Raw genomic sequence first — 20,790 nt, 5'->3', positions numbered from 1 at the left:
GTTTGAGAGATCTTGTCAAGTGTATTTGGTTCTTTTTGAGTTATTTGTAAAGAGTTCTTCTCAAGGTTTTTGCAGACTGAAATACCTGGGTTTGGTCTACTGACTACTGACTACTGACTTATCAACTACTGACTACTGACTGGTATTATTCCCGACTCCCTTCAATTGAATCCGCGGTAATTCGGATCAAACTGGTCACGTAGCCGTAGGAATCCTTCTCTTCGCCAACTGAAAAAGTTCCCCGGACCTTCACCGGATGGGAAATATCCTCCAGCTTCAGTTTTGGGTCAGCCGCCCGGACCAGCACCATATGCTGCAATTGTGGGGGCGCTCCGAAACAACAACCATTCGCGGCTTGTGTCAGGAAAAATTCGGCTTTCCCATCCGGGTTGTAGAGCGGCATGGCATAACCAGTGATTTCGACCTGCTTCCCTTCCAAATTCTTCAACACGACAGGCACAGGTGGTGCGGGTTTTTTGGGATCAAAGTCATAATTGGCATCTTTAATATAGGCAAACCCGATCCGGGTGACATTGCCAAGCACTTGAATATCACCAGCGGCTGAAGCTCTGGGCGTCGTCGGGGATCGGTACATCACACTTGCCACGACAATGGTGGTAAAGATAAGGACAAACCCCAGTGCCAGCCACTTCTTCGAAACGTGTTTCAGTGCACTCATCTGACGTCACAACTCCTTTTACTGAACTAACTTCCGGGCACTGGCGCCAGTAATTCGATACACGCTTTCAACCTGACCATACTGGTTGCGGACCACACCCGCTTCAAATTTCCCAACCACCGAAATCGGAAAGTCGCTGGCGGTATCGAGTTCTTTCCCTGGCGCCAGCGTGACATAGAGCATCCCATCAATTCCCGGACCATCGGCAAAACAACACGAGAGCGGAACTTCAATCAGCACAAATCGCTTGAGCTTGTTGCCGCCCAGCCCAAGCGGCACCATAAAGCCATTGACTTCAACAAGTTTGCCATTGAGTTCATTGGCTTTGGCTGGAAACTGCACCGCCTGTTGCACGACTTTTACCCCAGCCAGATCACGAATGCGCAACGGTGTCGCGCCAGCCACCACAGGTGCCGCGTTCACCATGGCTGGTGAAATTGTCGTCATCGGTGCGAGATTGAACCCAAGCGCCATTCCGAGCGCCATTCCGAAAATCATCCATCGCGAGCGAGTTGCCATAGTCACCTGCTTTGTAGTCAGTAGTCAGTAGTCAGTAGTTCGCTAAGTTTATTTGGTTGAATCGCTTGACTGTTTTCTCATTTGGCATTTATGAAGTATGAAACCGATAACCTGTTGTCGTCTAACAAGATACCATTCCCAGCCCAACTTCTTCAGCCCCAAGCCCTGAGCCCTGGTTTTCACGCCCCCAAGTTGGTTGAGACGTTCGTTCGATACGCCAGGATGGCCGGAAGCAATCCCATTACAGCACCCAGCACCGTCGCAACCAGAATGACCACAACTTCGCCGGGTAATTGCTGCACGATGGCAGACTCAATAAATTCAATGCGAATGACTTTCCAGGGCTCAATTGGGAATCCACTCACGCCGTAAGCATACCCTTTTAATCCCATCAAAACCAGATGTCCAATCACCGCACCAGTTACGGCACCAAGAGCGGAAATCGTGGCAGCTTCAAGCAAAAGCCAGCCGAAAATCGTCCGCCGATGCGCCCCAAGCGCTCGCATAATTGCAATGTCACGCCGCCGTTCGTTGAGTGAGTTGTAAATCGCCACCAGGATTGACACAGCAGCCACCACCACCACCAGCCCTGAAATCAGCAACAGCACCCGGTCAATTGTCCCGACGATATTGAACAGCTTTTGGACTTCAATCGCTGGAAATGCCGCCTGTGCCACCTGTCCGCGATTGATTTCACGATGGAGCTGAAACATGAAGGCTGGCGATTTGAGCTTGATAATGATTGAGGTGACTTCGTTGATTGGGGAAGTATCGGGTTCCGGGTTTTGGGTTCCGGGTTCAACCTGGGATTTGGGGCTGGGGGCTGAAGGCTGAGGGCTGGATTCAGCGTGATGATCGTGACCAGTTTCTTTGGTCGTGGCAGGTTGATCGGTTGGCAGTTTTTGAAGGGCTTCGAGTAAATCCTGCCCGGTGAGCGGTTTATCAGGATCAGGGACGTGCAATTCGTGGACACTGCCAATCGTGATAAAGATCACGCGGTCCTGTGGGGTACCGGTTTCATTCAAAATGCCCGTCACCGTACAGGGGTGTTCGGTGTGTTCTTCAGTGATGGTGGTGTCTTCGATTCCGTGACGAGCAACAAATTTGTCACCAAGTTTCAGACCCGTCTGGCGGGCTGTTTGACTCCCCAAAACAGCTTCATAATCAGCCGCAAACGACTTTCCGGCGGCAAAAGTGAGCTTCTTTCCCCCCTGCAACTCCATGTGGGTGAAGTATTCTGGCTCCGTGCCAACCAGTCGGAAGCCGTGATAGTTGTCTCCCAATGCCAATGGAATCGCCGATTGAACGCGCCAGTCATTTTTCAATGTCTGGTAATAGCCATAAGGGATATTCCCAACCGGCACATCCAGATGATAGACCGTATTTAAAACAAGCTGGAGCGGAGACCCTTTGGCACCGATGACCAGTTCATAGGATCCCGCGACGGAATTAAAGTTTTCCTGGGCTTGTTGGCGCAATGAAGTAATCGCCACGACGAGCGCGACACCAAGCGCAATTGAGCAGGCAGTCAGAATTGTGGAAAGAGCACGTTGACGGAGATTCTTATAAATGATTGTGGGCGTTCGCATTAGTGATTCTCGCAGGTGTGGCAGGTCTTGCAGAAGTACTGATTCAGTACATGCGACCCTGCCACAATAAACCCTCCTGACGCCATCACCCAGGGATGAACCGACTCAAAATCCTCAAGCAAAACTTCTCCAATCACCAACGCTGAAAATCCGACCACTGACAACACAATCGGCCACCACTGGTTATGGATGCCAAGCCCTCGCCGCAATGCCAGCCAGGCCATAAAGGCTGAAAACGCCACCATGCCATATCCAAAATAGTGCGACCCAATCCAGGCCAGTCCCAGGGATGGCAGAATGGAAAGCAACAATGGAAGCGCCGCACAGTGAATGGCGCACAGAAACGAAGCGGAAAAGCCAACCAAATCTAAACGAATGACTTCGGGGCGAGCCGGGCGATGCATGAACAAATGACCTCTTGGTGGTTTCGAATGAGCAAAGATGGAAAATGCCTTGAGTGTACCAGAGTTGTCAATTCTGAACCGCACCTCTTCCGGGGAGTTCAAGTTGATTTAACTCGGCCAGTTGCCAAATCCGTGAAAATCGAGCGGCAACCTGCTGGTCATGGGTCACGACCAGCAAGGCTGTGTTTTGTTCACGACACAGATTCTGCATTAAATCCAGGGCAGTCTCGCGGTTGTTGGCATCGAGCGCACTGGTCGGTTCATCCGCCAGAACCAGCACCGGCTGATTGGCTAGTGCGCGCGCAATGCCTACCCGCTGCTGTTGTCCGGCGGACAGTTCACCTGGGTAAAAATTCAGACGTTCGGCCAGTCCAACCTTCGTCAGTAACTCTTTTGCTCGCGCGGCTGAATGTTTGCGATGGGCAAAGAGCATTCCGAGTTCAAGGTTTTCCTGAGCAGTAAAAGCTGGCAGAAGGTGAATGTTTTGAAAGATATAGCCGATTTTCTCAGCCCGGAACCGATCTCGCGCGGCTTCGGAAAGCCGGGTTAGATCGGTTCCGCCAAGCACAACCTGGCCTTCCGTCGGGGTTAAAATACCGGCCAGCAAGTGCAGCAAGGTCGTTTTCCCCTGCCCGCTTTCGCCAAGCAAAGCAACCTGCTCGCCAGCGGCCAGTGAAAAAGAAGGAATCCAGAGCACTTCGACGGGCTCGCCGTTGCGTCCAGGATAGGTCATGCGGAGGTTAGTGACGTGGAGCATAGAGTTTGGGGTTCAGGGTTCAGGGTTCAGGGTTCAGGGAAAAAACCAAAATGACCAAAAGGACATAAAGGACATAAAGGACCAAAAGGACATAAATGTAAGGGTGCTGTTGCTTTGAACCGCACCCATTTTGAAAACCCTGAACCCTGAACCCTAAAAGTTGAGTTTCACCCGCACGGCATAGGTGCGCGGGGGAATGACGTGGGTGCCGCCAAAGACGGACAGGAAATTATACAAACCGCGTTCGTTGGTCAGGTTGAGCAGATGGGCCTGAAGTTCAACTTTATAGGTTTCTTTGCGGAAAAGCTCGTAGCCAGCCGAAATATTCCAGACTGAGCGGCCTTTGATCCGCAGTGGCTCGCCATCAAAATTGACAAAATCCAGGCCGAAAGCCAGGTCAGGATCAGCCGCAAGTTCTTCAACACTTTCAATTTCGGTAACCAGGCCGCTGTCATAACGCTGCATCAAACCAAGCCACCAGCCTTGTTTCGGGTGTGTGTACTGCACAGCAAACTGGGAAGAAACTTTCTGATCGTGGTCAATCCGAAAAGGACCGGAGTTCACCAGTTCGGCAACTTCGGGATCCAAAAACAGCCCGCCTGTAAATGGCGGCGTGTAGACGGCTCGGGCCGTACCAATGCTCCAATAGGCGTTAAACCCTCGATAATTTGGCATATCAACCCGGAAGTCAGCGCCACGAAGTTTACTGGAGGCAAAGGCAACCGGAAAAACAACGCCAGTGTTTAAAAACTGGAGATTGTCCGACGCCTGTTTCCCATCCTTGGTCCAGTAGGAAAAATCAAACCGCAGCAGGTTTTTGATACGCTGCTGAATGCCAACTTCATACGAGTGTTGTCGTTCCGAGCGAACGACTGACCGGGCAGTGCCCTGGGCTTCGACCACAAACGGCGGCGCCAGCGCCGCGGCCTGATCGGAACTCGCCAGCAACAGGTTTTCATTAAACGGCGTCATAAAAATCCGGTTGTACGCCGCCCGCAACACCGTTCCAGTCTGGTTGATGTGATAGGCAATTCCCACACGCGGCTGCCAGCTATCTTCAATCGCTTTAAAGCGGTAATTGTCATACCGAACACCGCCGTTGACCGTTAATCCTTTATACGTCACTGAATCCTGAACAAAAAACGAGTATTGTTTCCCTTTGTCACGGTCGGTAAATTGAAACCGGGTGCCGCCACGAGTCAGGTCAAATGGCAGCAAATTGGGATTAAATTCCTCTTCCTCTTCTTCTTCAGGCGGCGCATTGAAGTTTGGATCCGTAATCGCAAAGTTGAAATTTTCACTCACGGGGAAGGCAAAGAAATTGAGCCCGGCTTTGAAGTGATTGTGAAACTCACCTGTCGCTTCATCATAACTCACACTGGCATTGAGACCATAGTTGCTCAAATGACGGTCCTGTTGGGCACTCAATGGAGTACTCAATGGTGTTAATTCAAGGAGTTGGGCCGAACTGGTGCGAAAATAGGGGGTGATGTCGGCTGAGACTTTATTATTAAACGTGTGCTGCCAGGTGAAATTGATCGAGAAATCTTTGTTCAGCGTGTTCTGGTTTTGCCCGGCGGCGTGTTGTGACAACAAATTCGGAATGGCTCGTTCGGTCCGACCGGCACCCAGTGACAACCGCAAGAAATCGTTTGGAGTGGCCGCGTAGTCAAACCTGACCGATGAACGCTGGGTGTTGCCGGTGTTGTTGAGGTTCTCAAAGTTCACCGGATCAGAAAACCGGTTGCTGCGCGTGGCGCCCAGACTCACAAAATAGCCGAATCTGTCGCTGATTGAACCTCCAAACTGGGCGTTGATTTCGCCAGTACTAAATCGGGCACCGCCAAGCGTCAGATTCCCAAAGAATTTTCGCGCTGACCCAAGTGCTGATCGGCTGGTGACGTTGATCACGGCGGCATTTCGCCCGCCAAACTCAGGCAGCATGTTGCCGGTGATCACTTCCATTGATTCGACGTTGTTTGGATCCAGGCTGTTTGAAAACGTCAGGTTGAGTTGATCGCTGACCGGCACGCCATCCACGACATAGGTCACCTGACCGTGCGAACCCCGAAAGTGAAAGCGCCCGTTTTCATCCGCCATAAACCCTGGCGTAGACAAAATGATGCTTTCCATGCCACGGGTGGCGGTTGAAGCCGGAAACCGCTGAATCAGCGACTTATCAATGTCAACATGCGTGGTTGCGGATTCAGTTTCCAGAATTGATTGCGTGTCGGCGCTCACCGTTACCACATCGGAGGTGGCACCAACAGCCAACGACAGATTAAATTCCATCGCCATTGGTGACCGAACTTCAATGCTTTCCGCCGTGGGGGAAAAACTCGCCGCTTCAACCTTGATCGTGTAAGGGTTAAACGGCACGTTGAAAAACGTGTAACTGCCATTGCTATCGGTTTGGGTTTGTTTGGTATACCCGCTTACCGGGTTGCTGAGCGTGACGGTGGCGCCGGCAATCGGGGCGCCGGTGGCATCCAGGATTTTTCCACGAATGACACCCGATGTTGATGATCCAGAATTGGCGCTTATGACACCCGAACCGAGCGTCAGAATCATAAGCATACTCAGCGCACAACCAGCCAGTGATCGAAAAAATGATTCCATCGAAACCATGGGTATGACTCCTCAAGCTACAGAAAAAAGGAAAGTTCTTGTTTGTATCAATAAAAGTAACTGGCGAGGAGGAAAGAAGGGTCACCAATTGAAGCCCTGAAAATTCATCATTCTTCAGAACAGGTTGGCCCAACCGTCAGATAGACAGCACGCGAAGGCTCGAATCCTGTACTTTCAAGCAGGTCAATTTTTCAGGTTGAATCAAAAGAGAGCCCTTATCCCAGGGGAAACACTGGCGGGGCACGAGAGCTTTGGAGTGAACTGAGAAGGTAGGAATAAACTGAGAGGGGAACCAGCCTGGGCAAAACATCCGGCAGAATCTCCGCCGAAAAGGTTGAACTTGCTGGTGGGCCAAGGTTGTGCAATTCCAGAGCCAGCATGCACAGCGGACACTGACTCGTCAGCGATGAAGCTGGTTGATCTGATTCTGGTTCTGCCACCCACGATTCAGAGCCAATCTGGGGTGGCAAGGCGTCATACTGCCCGTGCGGTGAGGCATTGGCCTCCGATGAAAACTCAACCACCGAGCATGATGCAGGGCTCCCCGTAGGGTGCGGCCCGGTTGAGTGGGTAAAGATATGCAGTTGCAGCCCGCCCCACTGAATCACAAACAAAAGCAACAGACAGGCCACCGGCTTGCTCCTCAGGGAGGAAACCAGGTCAAACCAGTTGTTTGGACGTGATGTGTGCATTGATTCGAAACGAGAACAGCAAAAATGAGGGTTGATCTCACAGACACGATGCAGTCATCGGAAGAGACCTGACAATCTAAATTTCAATCGAAAAAATGTCAATGCGCCTGAGTGCATTGTCAACCAGACGATCTTCCCCTACACTGGCAGGTTTTTCGGACCCTCACTTTGCGGAGCACTCAAAACCTATGTCAGTCTCGCCTCCCCTTACCGCCGAAGTCATCGCGGCTCACGGTATCACCCCATCTGAATTTGATCACATCGTTGCCCTGCTTGGCCGCACCCCGAATCTGGTTGAGCTGGGCATTTTTTCGGTTATGTGGTCAGAGCATTGTTCTTACAAGTCATCACGCATTTACTTGAAGAACCTGCCGACCACCGGTGAACGTGTCGTCCAGGGGCCAGGCGAAAATGCTGGGGTCATTAATATTGGCGAAGGCTGGTGTATTGCGTTCAAAATTGAATCCCACAATCACCCTTCGTTTATCGAGCCGTTTCAAGGCGCGGCCACCGGCGTGGGAGGCATCCTGCGTGATATCTTCACCATGGGTGCTCGCCCGGTGGCACTCTTGAACTCCCTCCGGTTTGGTCGGCTGGATGACCCGCAATACGGCCCACGGAATCGAGCCATTTTAAATGGCGTCGTGCACGGCATCGGCCACTATGGCAATGCCTTTGGCTGCCCGACGATTGGCGGCGAAGTGTATTTCGCCGACTGTTATTCGCCCAATCCACTTGTCAATGCCTTTGCCCTGGGTCTGGTTCGCGAAGATCAAATCTTTTTCGGTCGCGCCAAAGGCATCAGTAATTCGGTGCTCTATGTCGGTGCGAAAACTGGTCGGGATGGCATCCACGGCGCCACCATGGCTTCGGCTGAATTTGATGACGAAGCCCTTTCCAAACGCCCGACCGTTCAGGTAGGCGATCCATTTTGTGAAAAATTGTTGCTCGAAGCCTGTCTTGAAGCCATGCGGGCGGGCTGTGTGGTGGGCATCCAGGATATGGGTGCGGCTGGGCTCACTTCGTCAAGCTGCGAAATGGGCGCCCGCGCCGGCAATGGGATTGATATTGACGTGGCGTTGGTGCCGCAACGTGAAACCGGCATGACGCCGTATGAAATCCTGCTCTCGGAATCACAAGAACGCATGTTGCTGGTGGCGGCGCCAGGTCGGGAACGGGAAGTCCAGGAAATTTTTGCCCGCTGGGAACTCTCCGCCGTCATCATCGGCCACGTGATTCAGGAACCAGTCATGCGCGTTCGCCACTTTGGCGAAATTGTGGCTGACATTCCAAATACCTACCTCACAGACGAAGCCCCGCGCTATCAACGCCCCTGCACGGCGCCAGCCGGAATGGAACTCCCGTTGGCCGAACGACTGCACAATGAACAGAAGATGCTCGATGAAGTGTTGCCGCCAGCAACCCGCAACCTGTCACCCGATGCCGTGGCCAGCACTCTGCAGACGCTGCTCGGTTCGTTGAATCTGTCATCGCGTGAATGGGTTTATCAGCAGTATGACCATATGGTCCGTACCAACACGGTGGTGCTCCCTGGCGCAGATGCGTCGGTGGTGCGAGTCAAAGAAACCCGGAAAGCTATTGCGATTTCGCTTGACGGCAATGGCCGGTATTGTGCGATTGATCCGCACCGTGGGGCTGAACTCCTGGTGGCGGAAAGCTGCCGGAACCTCGTCACGGCTGGGGCCAAACCAATTGGACTCACCAACTGTCTGAATTTTGCCTCCCCCGAACGCCCCGAAGTCATGTGGGCCTTTCGTGAAGCCGTCGCCGGGATGGGCGTTGCAGCCCGTGCGTTTGACACTCCCGTGGTCAGCGGCAATGTGAGCCTTTATAACGAAACTGAAGGCCGTGGAATCTACCCAACTCCTGTGATTGGAAGTGTTGGCTTGATTGAAGATATTCGCTATCTCATCTCAAACACAGCGGTGCAGTTTGGAGACGTCGTTGTGCTGCTCGGAGCTTCATTTGAAGAACTGGGCGCCACCGAATTTCTGGAACGCCAAACCGGTCAGGTGATTGGGCCATTGCCTCAACTTGAGTATGAACGTGAACAAAAACTGCATTCCGTGGTACTCGAATCTGCAGTCAAAGGTCTGCACTCCGGTGCCCATGACCTGTCCGACGGCGGATTGCTGCTGGCACTGGCCGAACTGAGTTTTTCACTGCATGGCCGTTCAGCCCTTGGGATGGCAATTGATATGAAACGTGAAGGTGCGCTGGCCGATCTTTCGATTGCCGGGCTGTTGTTTGGCGAAACGCCATCGCGCATGCTGGTCACGGTTTCGGCGGCACATCTGGACAAATTCCTGACCCTGGCTGCTGAGCATTCTTCGGGGTTCGGGGTTCGGGGTTCGGGGTTCGGGGTTCGGGGTTCGGGGTTCGGGGTTCGGGGTTCGGGGTTTTCGAATTGATTGGGTTACATTCAGATCACTGACAACTGATAGTAAGAGCATGACCATGTTGATCAATTATACAATTGAAACTGAACTAGAAACTGATGGACGCTGGATTGCGGAAGTGATTGAATTACCAGGAGTCCTTGCCTATGGTGAAACACAAGACCAGGCACGGATCAAAGTTCAGGCACTTGCATTTCGGGTCATTGCCGAACAACTTGAGAATGGAGAAAGCACACCTGATTTGTAAGCGTGTATTTTAAGGAACCCTGAACCCCTAAATGCGCAATATCCAGTCCCTCCACGACGAACTCTCCAGTATCCGCCAGCAAGGGCGGTATCGGTCATTGCGCACGGTCAGCAGTCCCCCCGAAGCCGAAGTCATCATTGACGGCGAACGCCTGCTGAATTTTTCAAGCAATAATTACCTCGGACTCGCCACTCATCCCCGCCTGAAAATTGCTGCTGAAGCCGCCACCCGGCTTTGGGGTACGGGCAGCACCGCCAGCCGATCAATTTGCGGCAATCTTGAACTCCATCAACAACTTGAAGCCGTCCTGGCCAGCTTTAAAGGAAGTCAATCATCACTGGTTCGCGCCCTGCTCTTTAACAGCGGATACCACGCCAACACCGGGATCATTCCAGCCTTGATGCAGGACGGCGATGTTATCTTTTCCGATGCGCTCAACCACGCCAGCATTATTGATGGCAGCCGGTTAAGCCGTGCTCGAACAATCGTGTATGCGCATCGAGATATGGTTGATCTGGCAGCTAAACTAGAGGCTTATCCCTCAGCTCGACGAAAATTGATTGTGACGGATTCAGTTTTCTCAATGGATGGTGATACAGCCCCGCTCACTGAAATTGTGGAACTGGCTTCGCTCCATAACGCCTGGGTGATGGTTGATGAAGCGCACGGAACTGGGGTTTTGGGCGAACAAGGACGAGGGTTGGTCAACCAGCTTGGGTTAACGGATCGGGTTGAACTTCAGATGGGGACACTTGGAAAGGCGCTGGGGGGGTTTGGTGCCTATGTGGTTGCGCCAGAACCATTTATCGAACTGCTGATCAACCGGGCGCGGTCGTTTATTTTCACCACTGGCCTGCCGCCCGCACCAGTAGCCGCCGCCATCGAAGCCCTCCGTTTGATTCAAACCGAACCTGATCACCTGCACCGGCTGCACCAGGCAATGCACGACTTTGGAACCGGTCTGTGTGAATTGGGACTGCTGCACACCGTACCGGAAGCCCCGATTTATCCAATTGTGCTTGGGGACGAGACCCGAACAATGCAGGCCATGGAATTTCTCAAAACCCGAGGAATTTTTGCCCAGGGCATCCGCCCACCAACTGTCCCAGCCGGCACCTGTCGGCTGCGAATGACCGTGATGGCCACCCACACCAAAGAACATCTGGATCAAGCCCTCGAAGCACTCACACTGATGAGGCAAAAATTCTAAAGAGTCCTCTCTGCCCTTGAAAGAATTGTCTGTTCCTGAATCCTGGCCTGAAACGATATGAACCCGCAGAATCTGGCCTTACGGCTCTGTCGGTGTCGGTTCAATTCCATTATTGTTTTCAGAATCACTTGCGGGGAACCCATCCAATGGTATGCCTTCAACCGGTTCCGGTTTTTGTTTCCACCAGAATGGCCAAAACGGATAAGCCAGGTGCTTCAAATAGTTCAATGGTACATCATCGGAAATTCCATACTGGGCTGGAAATGGATTTTCGCCTGTTTTCGGAAGGTAGAAGGTGCCAAACACCAGATCCAGGATCGGAAATCGAACCGAGAAATTTTTATTGTGTTGTTTAGGATCAGATGAGTGGTGCCAGTGGTGAAATTCAGGCGTGGCAATGAAAAAAGAAAGCAGTCGTGAATGGAATCTCACATTTGAGTGCAACACCCAGTCAAGATAATTCACCGCGACATACCAGTACCCTAAATAAGCGTTTACACCACTTAATCGAGTCGCTACGGTTGCAACCGTCATGATAATGACGGTCTCGATTGGGTGAAACCGGCCATGCGCCAGCCAATCCATCTCCTCAATACTGTGATGGACAGCATGGAATTTCCATAAAAATGGCACCCGGTGGAAAAGCCGATGAATCCAGTAAAAAGCAAAATCACCGACAAAAACCATAACAAATAACTGCCCCAAAAACGGTAAGCTCTGAACCGTTTTCTGAATATGAAAGAGGGCTTTTCCAAAATGATTCACCCCAATGCTGGCAAGCCAAAGCAATGTCTCCTGGATCACCAATTGACATCCTGAAATGCCCATGGCCAGTAAAAATCCGACCATAAACCGATCAAGCAGAAAGTGAGCCAGATCAGTCCCCCAACCGGTACGAATAATCCGCTGTTTGGGCCATAGTGGGAACAGCCGTTCAAGTGGGACAAAAATTAGAATCCCAACCAGCGTTGCCACCAGATACTGAACTTTGATGAACTCGACAATTTCTTCGACAAATGAAGCCATATTGAAAACCTGAATGTGTTGAGAGAATTGCTTTCGAAATTGGTTTTCCGAGCTTCCTCGAAAAGCTCCAGCATTGAGCCTCATCTAAAAAAGAGGGGGAAAATGATATGAATCAATCAAAGGGGCAATCCTTGTCAGTGCGGTGGTGGGTTGAACGCGACGGAACCAATCAAGAAATATAGCTTGAATCTGAATCATCCACAGAATCAGTCTCCAGGGCGAGTAATTCCTGGGCAAAAGCCAGAACTTCCTGGGCCACAGGACCATCCATCACGGATTGAAACTGGTCTTCGCTGACAGTTCGGCGGCACGCCTGACAAAAGATCACGGTTTTTAAATCAAGTTGTTTGACACCACAATTTGAACAGTGTTCGACCAGAAATTCAAACGTTGTGTTGGCGGCGGCCTCCCATCCGGGATGGGCTTCAAAGTCATTTGGGTGAAAGGCTTCCTGCTCCCAAATCGCAATCGCCAGCAGGCCGATTTTGTGCCACCCCTGGCTATAGGTTTCCAATTCGCGAAAGGCCGCTTCATCCGGCACGGTTTTGCCGGTAATGGATTCGAGCGTTCGGCTCAGCGCGAGATGATATTTTCGCAACTGGGCCTTTTGCTTGAGTGGATCCGGTTTGGGTTCTTCATTCTTCATTCTTGATTCTCAACTCAGATATCTTCGCCAAGCTCAACGGCGAGTTCAGCCAAATCATTGTATACCCGATGCAAATCCTTCAGGAACCGGTTGCGGTCGGTATAAGAAGTCAACCCGGCGGCCAATGCCTCAATTGAGGAGACTGCTTCGCGTAGCAATCGCAAAGCGGTGGGCGCATTTCCCAGATTTCGTTCACAATGGGCCAACCCATAGAGCGCCTTCCACTGATGCCGTTTCGCCCCGGTGGCCTCGCAGTTTTGAAGTGCGGTCTCATAGGCTTGCCGGGCCTGCGCATAATTTCGAATCGCCAGATGACTATCACCAATACAAATGTAGGCTTCGTATTCGAGTGACCACAGCCCAACATAAGTAATTTCCCGCAGGCTCTGGTCAAACATTTCCAGCGCCTGCCGGTGCTGGCCGCGTCCCTGTTGGACGAGCCCAATATTGAGTGTCACCAGAGCCTGCAGCCCCCGGTCATTGGTTTCGCGCGCCAGTTCCAGGCTTTGTTGATAATAAACCAGCGCCTCGGTAAACCGCCGCTGGCGGCGCATTGCTTCGCCAATGTTGTTGAGCATGGCGCCTTCACTGACGCGATACCCAACACCACGCACGACCCGCAGGGCGGATTCAAAATATTTGAGCGCCTCGTCATAATTGCCCAGGTCTAAATGCACCCCGCCAATCAGGCTCAGACTGCGTCGTTCCCCAAGTCGGTCCCCGATGTCACGGGTAATCACCAGCGATTGCTCGCCATATTTCAGGGCTGATTCATAATGGCCTTGTTGATACAGGCTCTGTCCAATCCCCCAGAGGGCCCCAGCTTCACTCAATTGATCTTTCGCGGCTTTGGCTAACTCAAGCACCTTTTCGTAGACGTTGCGGGACTGGACATACTGACCTTGATAGTTGTGCGAAGCGGCAATCGCAATCAGCGATTTGATTTCACCGGCACTGTCCCCAGCCTGGCGCAGCAAATCCAGGGCGTCCGCCGCATGTTCCATTCCGGTGGCATAGTCCCCAAGCACGTGACACAGTTCAGCCATGGCGGTCAGCGCCCGTCCCATCAGCGAATTCGAGTCAAGTTGCTTGCCAAACCCAAACGCCTGATCCAGTTCCAGGCGGGCTTTTTCAACTTTTCCCTGCTGGATACACATACAACCGAAATTGAGGTGATATTCAGCCAGTTTCATGCCTTCGACTTGCAGGCCCAGGGCAGCCATTTGCAACACCGGGGTATCCCCTTCAAGCGGAGCACTGCCCAGCCGCTCGATAATTTCCTCGGCTTGCTGGTAATACCGACCAGCGTCGCGAATCGCCAGGCTCGACCACGACTGGTTGCCGGCTTCGATGGTGTACCACAGGGCATGTTCCAGATCGTCAGCCGCCAGGTAATGTCGGGCCAGCTCAGCGGCGATAAAGGAGGATCGTTCGGCATACACCTCAGCCATGACGTTACCGATATGGAGGTGCAGCCGTTTGCGGCGGCGCTTGCTCAGACGTTCATAAAGCACTTTTCGAAACGTCGCATGGGCAAACACATAGCGGTCTTCGCGGCGGCTGGGATGTTCTTGTAAGATGGCATTTTTTAAGGCTTTTTCCAGAATCGGCAACAGCGCCGACTCTTTCATTTCGGTGACCGCTTCAAGGACTTCGTAGGTAAATTCATCCCCAATCGCCGCTGCCTGGGTTAACACTTCGAGCGTTTGTCCATCCAGCCCACTCAAATAGGCATCAACCAGATCCACAATCGTTTCCGGCAAACGGATTTCCGGAATATTGTCGCAGACCCAGTGATCGCGCTCTAATTTGATCGCCCCGTCACTGACCAGGAGTCGCAGCATCTCCCGGAGGTAAAAAGGATTTCCTTTGGCTTCGTGCAAAAGGGTTGAAACCACCTTGGGGGGAATCCCATCTTTGCCAAAGGTCTGGTCAATCACAAATTGCATTGAGGCATCATCAAGTGGCCGCAAGGTCAGCAACACATAATTTCCGCCTCGACTCATCTGGCGCAGCCATCCGGTAATTGGAAAATCCAATGACGTGGCTTCGCGTTCGCGCATGGTGGCAACCAGAAAGAGCCGGTGACCGACACTGTTGCGCATCAGGTAGGCAAGAAATTCCAGGCTCAACCCATCAGCCCAATGGATATCGTCAATGATCAGCACCACCGGGCGCAGTCGCGTTACCCCCAGGTACAGCCGGGTTAAGTAATCAAAAATTCGATATTTTTCCTGATCGGCACTCAGTTGGACCGAGGAGTTGGAAAACGTAAGCCATTCACCTTCGGAAAAATCCTGAATCACCTGAGGCGTCATCGGACCAAACAATGCTGGCAACCGATTTTCAGCCACTTCGAGAAAATATCCGATCACACCGCGAAGCGATTCATAAAAGGCTCGATATGGCAGAGATCCACCGGCTTCATAAAACCGGGCGTTTAAAAAAAGCACGTCCTGCCCGGCCAGGCTCCATTCAAATTCCTGAACCAATCGGGTTTTCCCAATCCCCGCCGCCCCACTGACAAACACCGGATGTCCGCGTCCAACTTTGACCAGATTAAATTCATGCACCAGTTGTTCTGACTCAAGCGCCCGCCCGACAAACTGCTCAAACCGAAGGTGGCGGGAAGCCGGATCTTCGGGCCGATGACTGGCCACCTGCACGGCTTTTCGGCCTTTCGCCAGTAATCCAAAAGCGTGATTGCTGTCGGTGGGAAAAAGCGTGATGCTGGTTTTTAAGGAGATCTCCGTTTCCGATTCTTCAACCGCAAAGACCTGGGCGATACAGACACCAGAAAACTGGGCGGCGGCTTGAGCCGCGCTTTTTGAGGTGCTCGCTAGAAACAAAACGCCAAATTCACTGCCTCCAATCCGTCCGATGACCGTGGCTGGGCGCAGGAGTGATCGCATCCATTCGGCAACTTTCCGAAGCATCCGGTCTCCGGCAACAAACCCAAACAGTTCATTGACCTGTTGCAGTCGTTGCAGTCTGACAGCCACCAGTGCCACTTCTCCACCGGTTTGGGCGGCATGCGCCAGTGTTTCCTCCACGTGATACTGAAAAAATCCAGCGGTGTACACACCGGTTAAATCGTCGGAATTGATTGGTTTGGAGGTATTGGATTCGGGTGGCGTGGGAAAAGTCGAAAAGAAATGAATGGCCTCTTCAAACTCCTGCTCGTCATCGAGTTCAGGCAGGAGAATCCGTCCGGAGATGGACTGGGCCAGTTCTTCGGCCAGTTCATTGGCGGTTTGCTGGCGGTTTTCACACTCTTTGGCCAGCGCTTTGAGAACCACGCGTTCCAGCGCCGGGGAAATTTCAGGCCGATGATCACGCAAGGGACGCGGAGGCTCAGTCACCTGCTGAATGATCACGGCTGAAAGTGTTCGGGAGGCAAACGGCACCGTCCCGGTCAGCATTTCATACAAAATAATGCCCAACGAATAGATATCCGAACGGGCATCCAGGTATTGTGAACGGCATTGTTCAGGGGACATGTAATAGGGCGTTCCCACCATCATCCCAGCTTCGGTGAGTTTGGTCAGTGCCGTTCCCACCGCCTGTTCACGGAGTTCAGCCACCCCAAAATCCACGACTTTAAAAGTTTCGGTTCCATCTGAATTGAGCTGGGCCATGATATTTTCCGGCTTCAGATCACGATGGATAATTCCAGCTTCGTGGGCTGACTGCATGGCCGCACAGACCTGCTCCATCACTGCTAGAACCCGCTCCGGGGCGATTCGGCCACAGGTGGTGAGTTCATCCCGGAGCGACTGCCCTTTGAGAAACTCCATCACCATAAAGGTGCGGCCATCGGGTAGCGTGCTAAAGTCATAGACCGAAACCACGCCGGGGTGCTTGATACGCGCCGCCGCCTGCGATTCGCGTCTGAACCGAAGCACCGCCATTGGATTGCGAAGGGCGTCCGGAGTCAAAATCTTTACCGCCACCGTGTCGCCAATTTCCAACCGAGTTGCGGCGTAAATACTGGCCATGCCACCCGAGGCAATGTGGCGTTCCAAACGGTATTTGCCATTGAGTACCAGCCCAACCAGACTCTCAGCCGAACTGTCATCCAACCGAATACCGTCCTTCGGGCAGATGAGAAATTCCTGGGGATATGATTCCTGGCAAACCTGGCAATACTTCATGAGCAACCTTGTTGTCAGTACCACCTGCGTCAGCGGGTGGGCCTTAATTCCTGGTGAGCGATGCAAGCTTGACAACCGCCAGTGTGACTGTTGCTTTAGCGGTCAGTTTTTCCTGATGTTCGGTTCCGGCATACACTTCTGATTCAACAATAATCAGCGTTTTTCCCGGCTTGAGCACCGTGGCTTTGCATCGCAGGTGGGTGCCCCTGGCAGGTCGCAGCAAGTGAATCAAAAAATCAACCGTCAGCACGGTTTCGTCTGGCCCCACCAGTGTTCCAGCCGCACCACCAGCCGTATGATCAGCCATTGTGGCCTGAACACCCGCATGAACAAACGCATCCTGTTGATAGTGTTTGGGATGAACCTGCAAATTGGTTTCGCACCAACCGGCACCACAATCCTTGAGGTGAATGCCGATTTCGGAAATAAAGGCCGCGCTTCCGAAAATGTAGTCAAGCTTGTCTCGAAAATCGGGGTTCCTGGTGTGCATCATTGTTCAGGGAAGTGGGTCAAGGTCAGAAACGATAGATGTCGCAGTTTCCCTTAAAAAGGCGGAAGGCCGCAAGATATTTCCTTCCTGATGAGGTTCAATGTTGAAAGCACTACTGCCAATCACCATTTCCCGGCAAGACCCGGAAAGTAAGATCGCGCGGGAACTACTGGAAGAACTCTCCGCGCAACTGGCCGCCATCACCGGCGCCAGTGGTAAATCATCTTTTGATGTAACCGATGTTCGGTCACCAAACGCCTGTTTTGTTGTGGCGTGGGATGCGGCTGGCCAGCCGCTTGGGTGCGGTGGGTTTCGACCAGTTGAAGCCGGGATTGCGGAAATTAAACGGATGTATGCCCGTGCCGGCTCACAGGGTGTGGGGGCAGCTATTCTGGCATTTCTTGAAGTAGAAGCGGTTCGCCTGGGCTACCACACAATCTGGCTCGAAACCCGGCGTGTGAATGAACGGGCCGTTCGCTTCTATGAAAAGCACGGATACCACCAGCGTCCAAATTATGGGAAATATGTGGGAAACCAGGAGGCCGTTTGCTTTGAAAAGCGACTTAAACCAGTTTGTAGTCAGTCGTCAGGCGTCAGGCGTCAGTAGTTCGCTAAACTATGTTGACTGAATGACTTGATAACAAGGTGACAGGATGATTTTTTTCATCCTCATCCTTATCGTTCGCTCAAATTTGGGATGCTTCCGAAACCTTTAACCTGGCCGCGCATCCCGGCACGGGATATCTCCAAAAGCCGTGGGTCAGCGTCAGCGCCACCCACGGGAACATCCCATACGCGCCAGGATAAGAAAACCCATGTCCTTTCCGTTGGCATTGAACGATGATCTTGTAGGGGTTGGATCTCGTCCTGGCCGTGACCGTGGGCTTCGCACCACGGCTATTACACGACGACCCTCCGGGCCTGAAACCCTTATCCTGGCGCTTATGCCCCGAACCCCGAACCCCGAACCCCGAACCCCTACCTCAACAACCCTTTCGCCCGTGCTTCGCGAAGCCAGTTGGGATATTCGGTCATCAGGAGTTTGTACAAATCGTCGTCGGTGATTTTCTCCGGGTCTGAGACACAAAAGAAATCCGCATTGTCAATATGGCGCCCGCTCAGGTTGTCGAGGTTTTCCAGGAATTCAAACATCGAATCGCCCGTTCCACCACGGCTGAACATTTCCTTCATATCTTCATCAATCGCCATAAACTGCCAGAAGATCGGTTCATAGGAAGCCGCTCGAATCTGGTCTTCCGTGTCCCGTTCATCTTCGGTGTCGCCGTCGGTCAAAAACATCACATACACCGGCAGATCAGCCGACACCGGCTTGTTTCGGGGTCGCGTGAGGGCGTCGGGAAAGTAAAAAGTGCGCAAGACGCGGATGACTTTGCCGTAGGACGTTCCGCCTTCAAGCGGATAGGTTTGCCGAAAACGTGGGACAAAACCTTCATAATTGGCGAGTGTCATGTTTCCCGCTTGATGGGCCTTTTCACCAAACAGAAAAATATCAATGGCGCCGTCATCATCAAAATGGCAGCCTAGCGCCAGAATTCGCTCGGCAAATTTCTGGACTTTGCCAGATGAATATTGCTTATACATCGAGCCTGAAATATCGAGACAGAGCGCCACGCGTGCCTGATGGTCCTGTAACCCTGCTTTTTCAAGCGATACGGCTGCCTTTTTGACCAGCGAGACCAGCTTGGGGGCTTCTTTTTCAACCCGTTTTTCGAGATTGACCTTGCGGAGGTTGACGGCTGGTGGGGCTGACACTGGTGGGGCTGCAGGCGCAGTCACGGCAGTCGGCGTGGCAGCCACGTCAGAGGCTTCTTCGCCACCAAAATGTTTCAGCAACGCACTGAGGCCGCCATTAAATCCTTGTCCCACGGCACCAAATCGCCAGATATCTTTCAAATACAATTCACCCAAAATCACCGCCTTTTCCTGGGCAAAATCGGCCCCGGAAAAGCTAAAACGTGCCACTTCAGCCCCACTGGCTGAGATGCGCAGGTAGCCACTCGTCAGGTGCGACATCACACCGGCGCTATCAATCGTTGCGGTAAACACCAGCTTTTGAACCGATTGCGGAAGCCGGCTCAGGTCAACCGCGAAGCGTTCGGCATCACTTCCCTGAGCGCCAAGCAGGTGAAGCCCACCACAGGGTGAGGTTTTCTGATTATAGAAAATCATGTAGCGCTCATCTGACAGCTTATCCTGACCATCAACACCAAAACACGTGACATCTATCACTTGCGGTGTTCCAAATGTGAGCGCCACTCCGACTTCGATTGATTGAAGCGGAGTCAAATCTGACAGCTTGAGTTTTTGACCTCTGGAAATGGATTTCATAAAAATACCCAAATACGTCGCCCAACAAAAATTCCAAGATATCTTTAACCACGAAATACACGAAAAACACGAAAAAAATCAAACACTTACCAAAATCAATTCTGGTAATCAAATGGTTAAAAATATGAGTTTGATAAAAGCAGGCTCCAAACCTACGGCGAAACGAGTTCTATTTTTTCGAAAGTGATATTGAGGAAGAGGTACTGGATGTCGCAGACGTCCGCTCCTCCAGATTTGATTGGGGGGCATGGTATGGCTCAAGCGGCACCGTCAGACCATATTTTAATAAACACCAGAGCGCCTGAAACCCGTCCTTCCATCCAATCTTCTTTCCTTCTTCATACGTTCGACCATGATAGCTAATGCCCACTTCATACACTCGCAGGCGGCGGCGGGCGACTTTGATGGTAATTTCCGGTTCAAAGCCAAATCGTTTTTGCTCAAGCTGAAACGACTGGATGACTTCGCGGCGAAAGGCTTTATAGCAGGTTTCCATATCTGTCAAATTCAGATCGGAAATCATGTTTGAGAGTAAAGTCAGAAATTTGTTTCCGACTGAATGCCAGAAGAACAACACCCGGCGCACATCACCACCTAAGAAGCGAGAGCCGTAGACAACATCAGCTTCGCCTTCGATAAGCGGCGCCAGCACTTTATGGTAATCCTCAGGGTTATATTCCAGGTCCGCATCCTGAACAATCACAAAGTCGCCGGTTGCCTGTCGAAATCCTTCATGAAGCGCCGCGCCCTTTCCGCAATTTTTTGGTTGAAGAAATACCCGGACATTGGGGTACTCGCGCGTCAATTGCGCCAGCAGATCGCGTGTGCCATCCGTTGAACCATCATCCACACACACCAGCTCTTTTTCGAGTGGAATGTCTACAGCCTGCACCCGCTCGATAATCAACCGCAACGTTTTGATTTCGTTGTAGATAGGAATGACGACAGAGAGGCGTTTTTGCATAAGGAAAACCAAAGGG

18 protein-coding genes are annotated in these 20,790 nt (G+C 52.1%); 5 read left to right on the top strand and 13 right to left on the bottom strand.

Annotated features, from left to right (window positions below; all coding sequences use genetic code 11):
• Positions 1-145: 145 nt before the first annotated feature.
• The 7 genes from HY774_17785 to HY774_17755 form a co-directional block, all read right to left on the bottom strand.
• A complete protein-coding gene (locus HY774_17785) occupies positions 146-679 on the bottom strand; it encodes a DUF3299 domain-containing protein (protein ID MBI4750335.1) in 534 nt (177 codons plus the stop codon).
• A gap of 18 nt (positions 680-697) precedes the next feature.
• Entirely contained in the window at positions 698-1,198 is a 501-nt protein-coding gene (locus HY774_17780; protein MBI4750334.1) for a DUF3299 domain-containing protein, read from the bottom strand.
• Positions 1,199-1,377: 179 nt separating this feature from the next.
• Positions 1,378-2,787 carry an ABC transporter permease gene (locus HY774_17775; GenBank protein MBI4750333.1) on the bottom strand — a complete coding sequence of 470 codons (1,410 nt, stop codon included), beginning with the start codon at positions 2,785-2,787 and terminating at the stop codon, positions 1,378-1,380.
• Entirely contained in the window at positions 2,787-3,191 is a 405-nt protein-coding gene (locus tag HY774_17770; protein MBI4750332.1) for a MerC domain-containing protein, read from the bottom strand. Before HY774_17770 ends, HY774_17775 begins: the two co-directional genes overlap by 1 nt.
• Before the next feature lie 67 nt (positions 3,192-3,258).
• Entirely contained in the window at positions 3,259-3,948 is a 690-nt protein-coding gene (locus HY774_17765) for an ABC transporter ATP-binding protein (protein MBI4750331.1), read from the bottom strand.
• A gap of 153 nt (positions 3,949-4,101) precedes the next feature.
• Entirely contained in the window at positions 4,102-6,576 is a 2,475-nt protein-coding gene (locus HY774_17760; GenBank protein ID MBI4750330.1) for a TonB-dependent receptor, read from the bottom strand.
• Positions 6,577-6,791: 215 nt separating this feature from the next.
• A complete protein-coding gene (locus HY774_17755; protein MBI4750329.1) occupies positions 6,792-7,268 on the bottom strand; it encodes a hypothetical protein in 477 nt (158 codons plus the stop codon).
• Between the two features lie 188 nt (positions 7,269-7,456).
• On the opposite strand from HY774_17755, the gene purL reads away from it, so the two are divergent.
• The 3 genes from purL to bioF are packed head-to-tail and all read left to right on the top strand — an operon-like array spanning position 7,457 to position 11,145.
• On the top strand, positions 7,457-9,700 hold the full coding sequence (gene purL / locus HY774_17750) for a phosphoribosylformylglycinamidine synthase subunit PurL (protein ID MBI4750328.1): 2,244 nt from the start codon (positions 7,457-7,459) through the stop codon (positions 9,698-9,700).
• 52 nt (positions 9,701-9,752) lie between these two features.
• Entirely contained in the window at positions 9,753-9,935 is a 183-nt protein-coding gene (locus HY774_17745; GenBank protein MBI4750327.1) for a type II toxin-antitoxin system HicB family antitoxin, read from the top strand.
• Positions 9,936-9,966: 31 nt separating this feature from the next.
• Positions 9,967-11,145, top strand: a complete 1,179-nt coding sequence (bioF, locus tag HY774_17740) for an 8-amino-7-oxononanoate synthase (GenBank protein MBI4750326.1) — start codon at positions 9,967-9,969, stop codon at positions 11,143-11,145.
• 78 nt (positions 11,146-11,223) lie between these two features.
• Here bioF and HY774_17735 read toward each other — a convergent pair whose 3' ends face one another.
• From HY774_17735 to HY774_17720, 4 genes are all read right to left on the bottom strand, one after another.
• Positions 11,224-12,171, bottom strand: a complete 948-nt coding sequence (locus HY774_17735; GenBank protein ID MBI4750325.1) for a sterol desaturase family protein — start codon at positions 12,169-12,171, stop codon at positions 11,224-11,226.
• 169 nt (positions 12,172-12,340) lie between these two features.
• Positions 12,341-12,817: a hypothetical protein gene (locus HY774_17730; protein MBI4750324.1), complete on the bottom strand. Its 477-nt coding sequence runs from the start codon at positions 12,815-12,817 to the stop codon at positions 12,341-12,343.
• A gap of 14 nt (positions 12,818-12,831) precedes the next feature.
• On the bottom strand, positions 12,832-16,971 hold the full coding sequence (locus HY774_17725) for a tetratricopeptide repeat protein (protein ID MBI4750323.1): 4,140 nt from the start codon (positions 16,969-16,971) through the stop codon (positions 12,832-12,834).
• A 43-nt stretch (positions 16,972-17,014) separates the two neighbouring features.
• On the bottom strand, positions 17,015-17,461 hold the full coding sequence (locus HY774_17720; protein MBI4750322.1) for a PaaI family thioesterase: 447 nt from the start codon (positions 17,459-17,461) through the stop codon (positions 17,015-17,017).
• Positions 17,462-17,561: 100 nt separating this feature from the next.
• Between HY774_17720 and HY774_17715 the strand changes: the two genes are divergently transcribed.
• Both HY774_17715 and HY774_17710 read left to right on the top strand, forming a co-directional pair.
• Complete coding sequence (locus tag HY774_17715; GenBank protein MBI4750321.1) at positions 17,562-18,068, top strand: GNAT family N-acetyltransferase; 507 nt, start codon at positions 17,562-17,564, stop codon at positions 18,066-18,068.
• 90 nt (positions 18,069-18,158) lie between these two features.
• The gene (locus HY774_17710) at positions 18,159-18,305 is read left to right on the top strand and encodes a hypothetical protein (GenBank protein ID MBI4750320.1); all 147 of its coding nucleotides are present in this window, start codon (positions 18,159-18,161) and stop codon (positions 18,303-18,305) included.
• Positions 18,306-18,439: 134 nt separating this feature from the next.
• Here the strand turns inward: HY774_17710 and HY774_17705 are convergent, their stop codons facing one another.
• Entirely contained in the window at positions 18,440-19,810 is a 1,371-nt protein-coding gene (locus HY774_17705) for a VWA domain-containing protein (protein MBI4750319.1), read from the bottom strand.
• Positions 19,811-19,979: 169 nt separating this feature from the next.
• Positions 19,980-20,774 (bottom strand): glycosyltransferase family 2 protein, encoded by a 795-nt coding sequence (locus tag HY774_17700; GenBank protein MBI4750318.1) that lies wholly within the window; start codon positions 20,772-20,774, stop codon positions 19,980-19,982.
• Positions 20,775-20,790 lie beyond the last annotated feature (16 nt).

This window comes from Acidobacteriota bacterium, assembly GCA_016208495.1.
In the GTDB taxonomy this organism is placed as follows: domain Bacteria; phylum Acidobacteriota; class Blastocatellia; order Chloracidobacteriales; family Chloracidobacteriaceae; genus JACQXX01.
Note: the sequence above shows the minus strand (reverse complement) of the source record. Positions and strands in the feature narration are given on the sequence as shown.

Bases quoted from the DNA above. Each gene is read 5' to 3' on its own strand.
- HY774_17705 (MBI4750319.1), bottom strand. From the start codon at position 19,810: ATGAAATCCATTTCCAGAGGTCAAAAACTCAAGCTGTCAGATTTGACT.
- HY774_17715 (MBI4750321.1), top strand. From the start codon at position 17,562: ATGTTGAAAGCACTACTGCCAATCACCATTTCCCGGCAAGACCCGGAA.
- HY774_17710 (MBI4750320.1), top strand. From the start codon at position 18,159: ATGCTTCCGAAACCTTTAACCTGGCCGCGCATCCCGGCACGGGATATC.
- HY774_17700 (MBI4750318.1), bottom strand. From the start codon at position 20,774: ATGCAAAAACGCCTCTCTGTCGTCATTCCTATCTACAACGAAATCAAA.
- HY774_17780 (MBI4750334.1), bottom strand. From the start codon at position 1,198: ATGGCAACTCGCTCGCGATGGATGATTTTCGGAATGGCGCTCGGAATG.
- HY774_17775 (MBI4750333.1), bottom strand. From the start codon at position 2,787: ATGCGAACGCCCACAATCATTTATAAGAATCTCCGTCAACGTGCTCTT.
- HY774_17760 (MBI4750330.1), bottom strand. From the start codon at position 6,576: ATGGTTTCGATGGAATCATTTTTTCGATCACTGGCTGGTTGTGCGCTG.
- bioF (MBI4750326.1), top strand. From the start codon at position 9,967: ATGCGCAATATCCAGTCCCTCCACGACGAACTCTCCAGTATCCGCCAG.
- HY774_17725 (MBI4750323.1), bottom strand. From the start codon at position 16,971: ATGAAGTATTGCCAGGTTTGCCAGGAATCATATCCCCAGGAATTTCTC.
- HY774_17755 (MBI4750329.1), bottom strand. From the start codon at position 7,268: ATGCACACATCACGTCCAAACAACTGGTTTGACCTGGTTTCCTCCCTG.
- HY774_17735 (MBI4750325.1), bottom strand. From the start codon at position 12,171: ATGGCTTCATTTGTCGAAGAAATTGTCGAGTTCATCAAAGTTCAGTAT.
- HY774_17765 (MBI4750331.1), bottom strand. From the start codon at position 3,948: ATGCTCCACGTCACTAACCTCCGCATGACCTATCCTGGACGCAACGGC.
- purL (MBI4750328.1), top strand. From the start codon at position 7,457: ATGTCAGTCTCGCCTCCCCTTACCGCCGAAGTCATCGCGGCTCACGGT.
- HY774_17770 (MBI4750332.1), bottom strand. From the start codon at position 3,191: ATGCATCGCCCGGCTCGCCCCGAAGTCATTCGTTTAGATTTGGTTGGC.
- HY774_17785 (MBI4750335.1), bottom strand. From the start codon at position 679: ATGAGTGCACTGAAACACGTTTCGAAGAAGTGGCTGGCACTGGGGTTT.
- HY774_17730 (MBI4750324.1), bottom strand. From the start codon at position 12,817: ATGAAGAATGAAGAACCCAAACCGGATCCACTCAAGCAAAAGGCCCAG.
- HY774_17720 (MBI4750322.1), bottom strand. From the start codon at position 17,461: ATGCACACCAGGAACCCCGATTTTCGAGACAAGCTTGACTACATTTTC.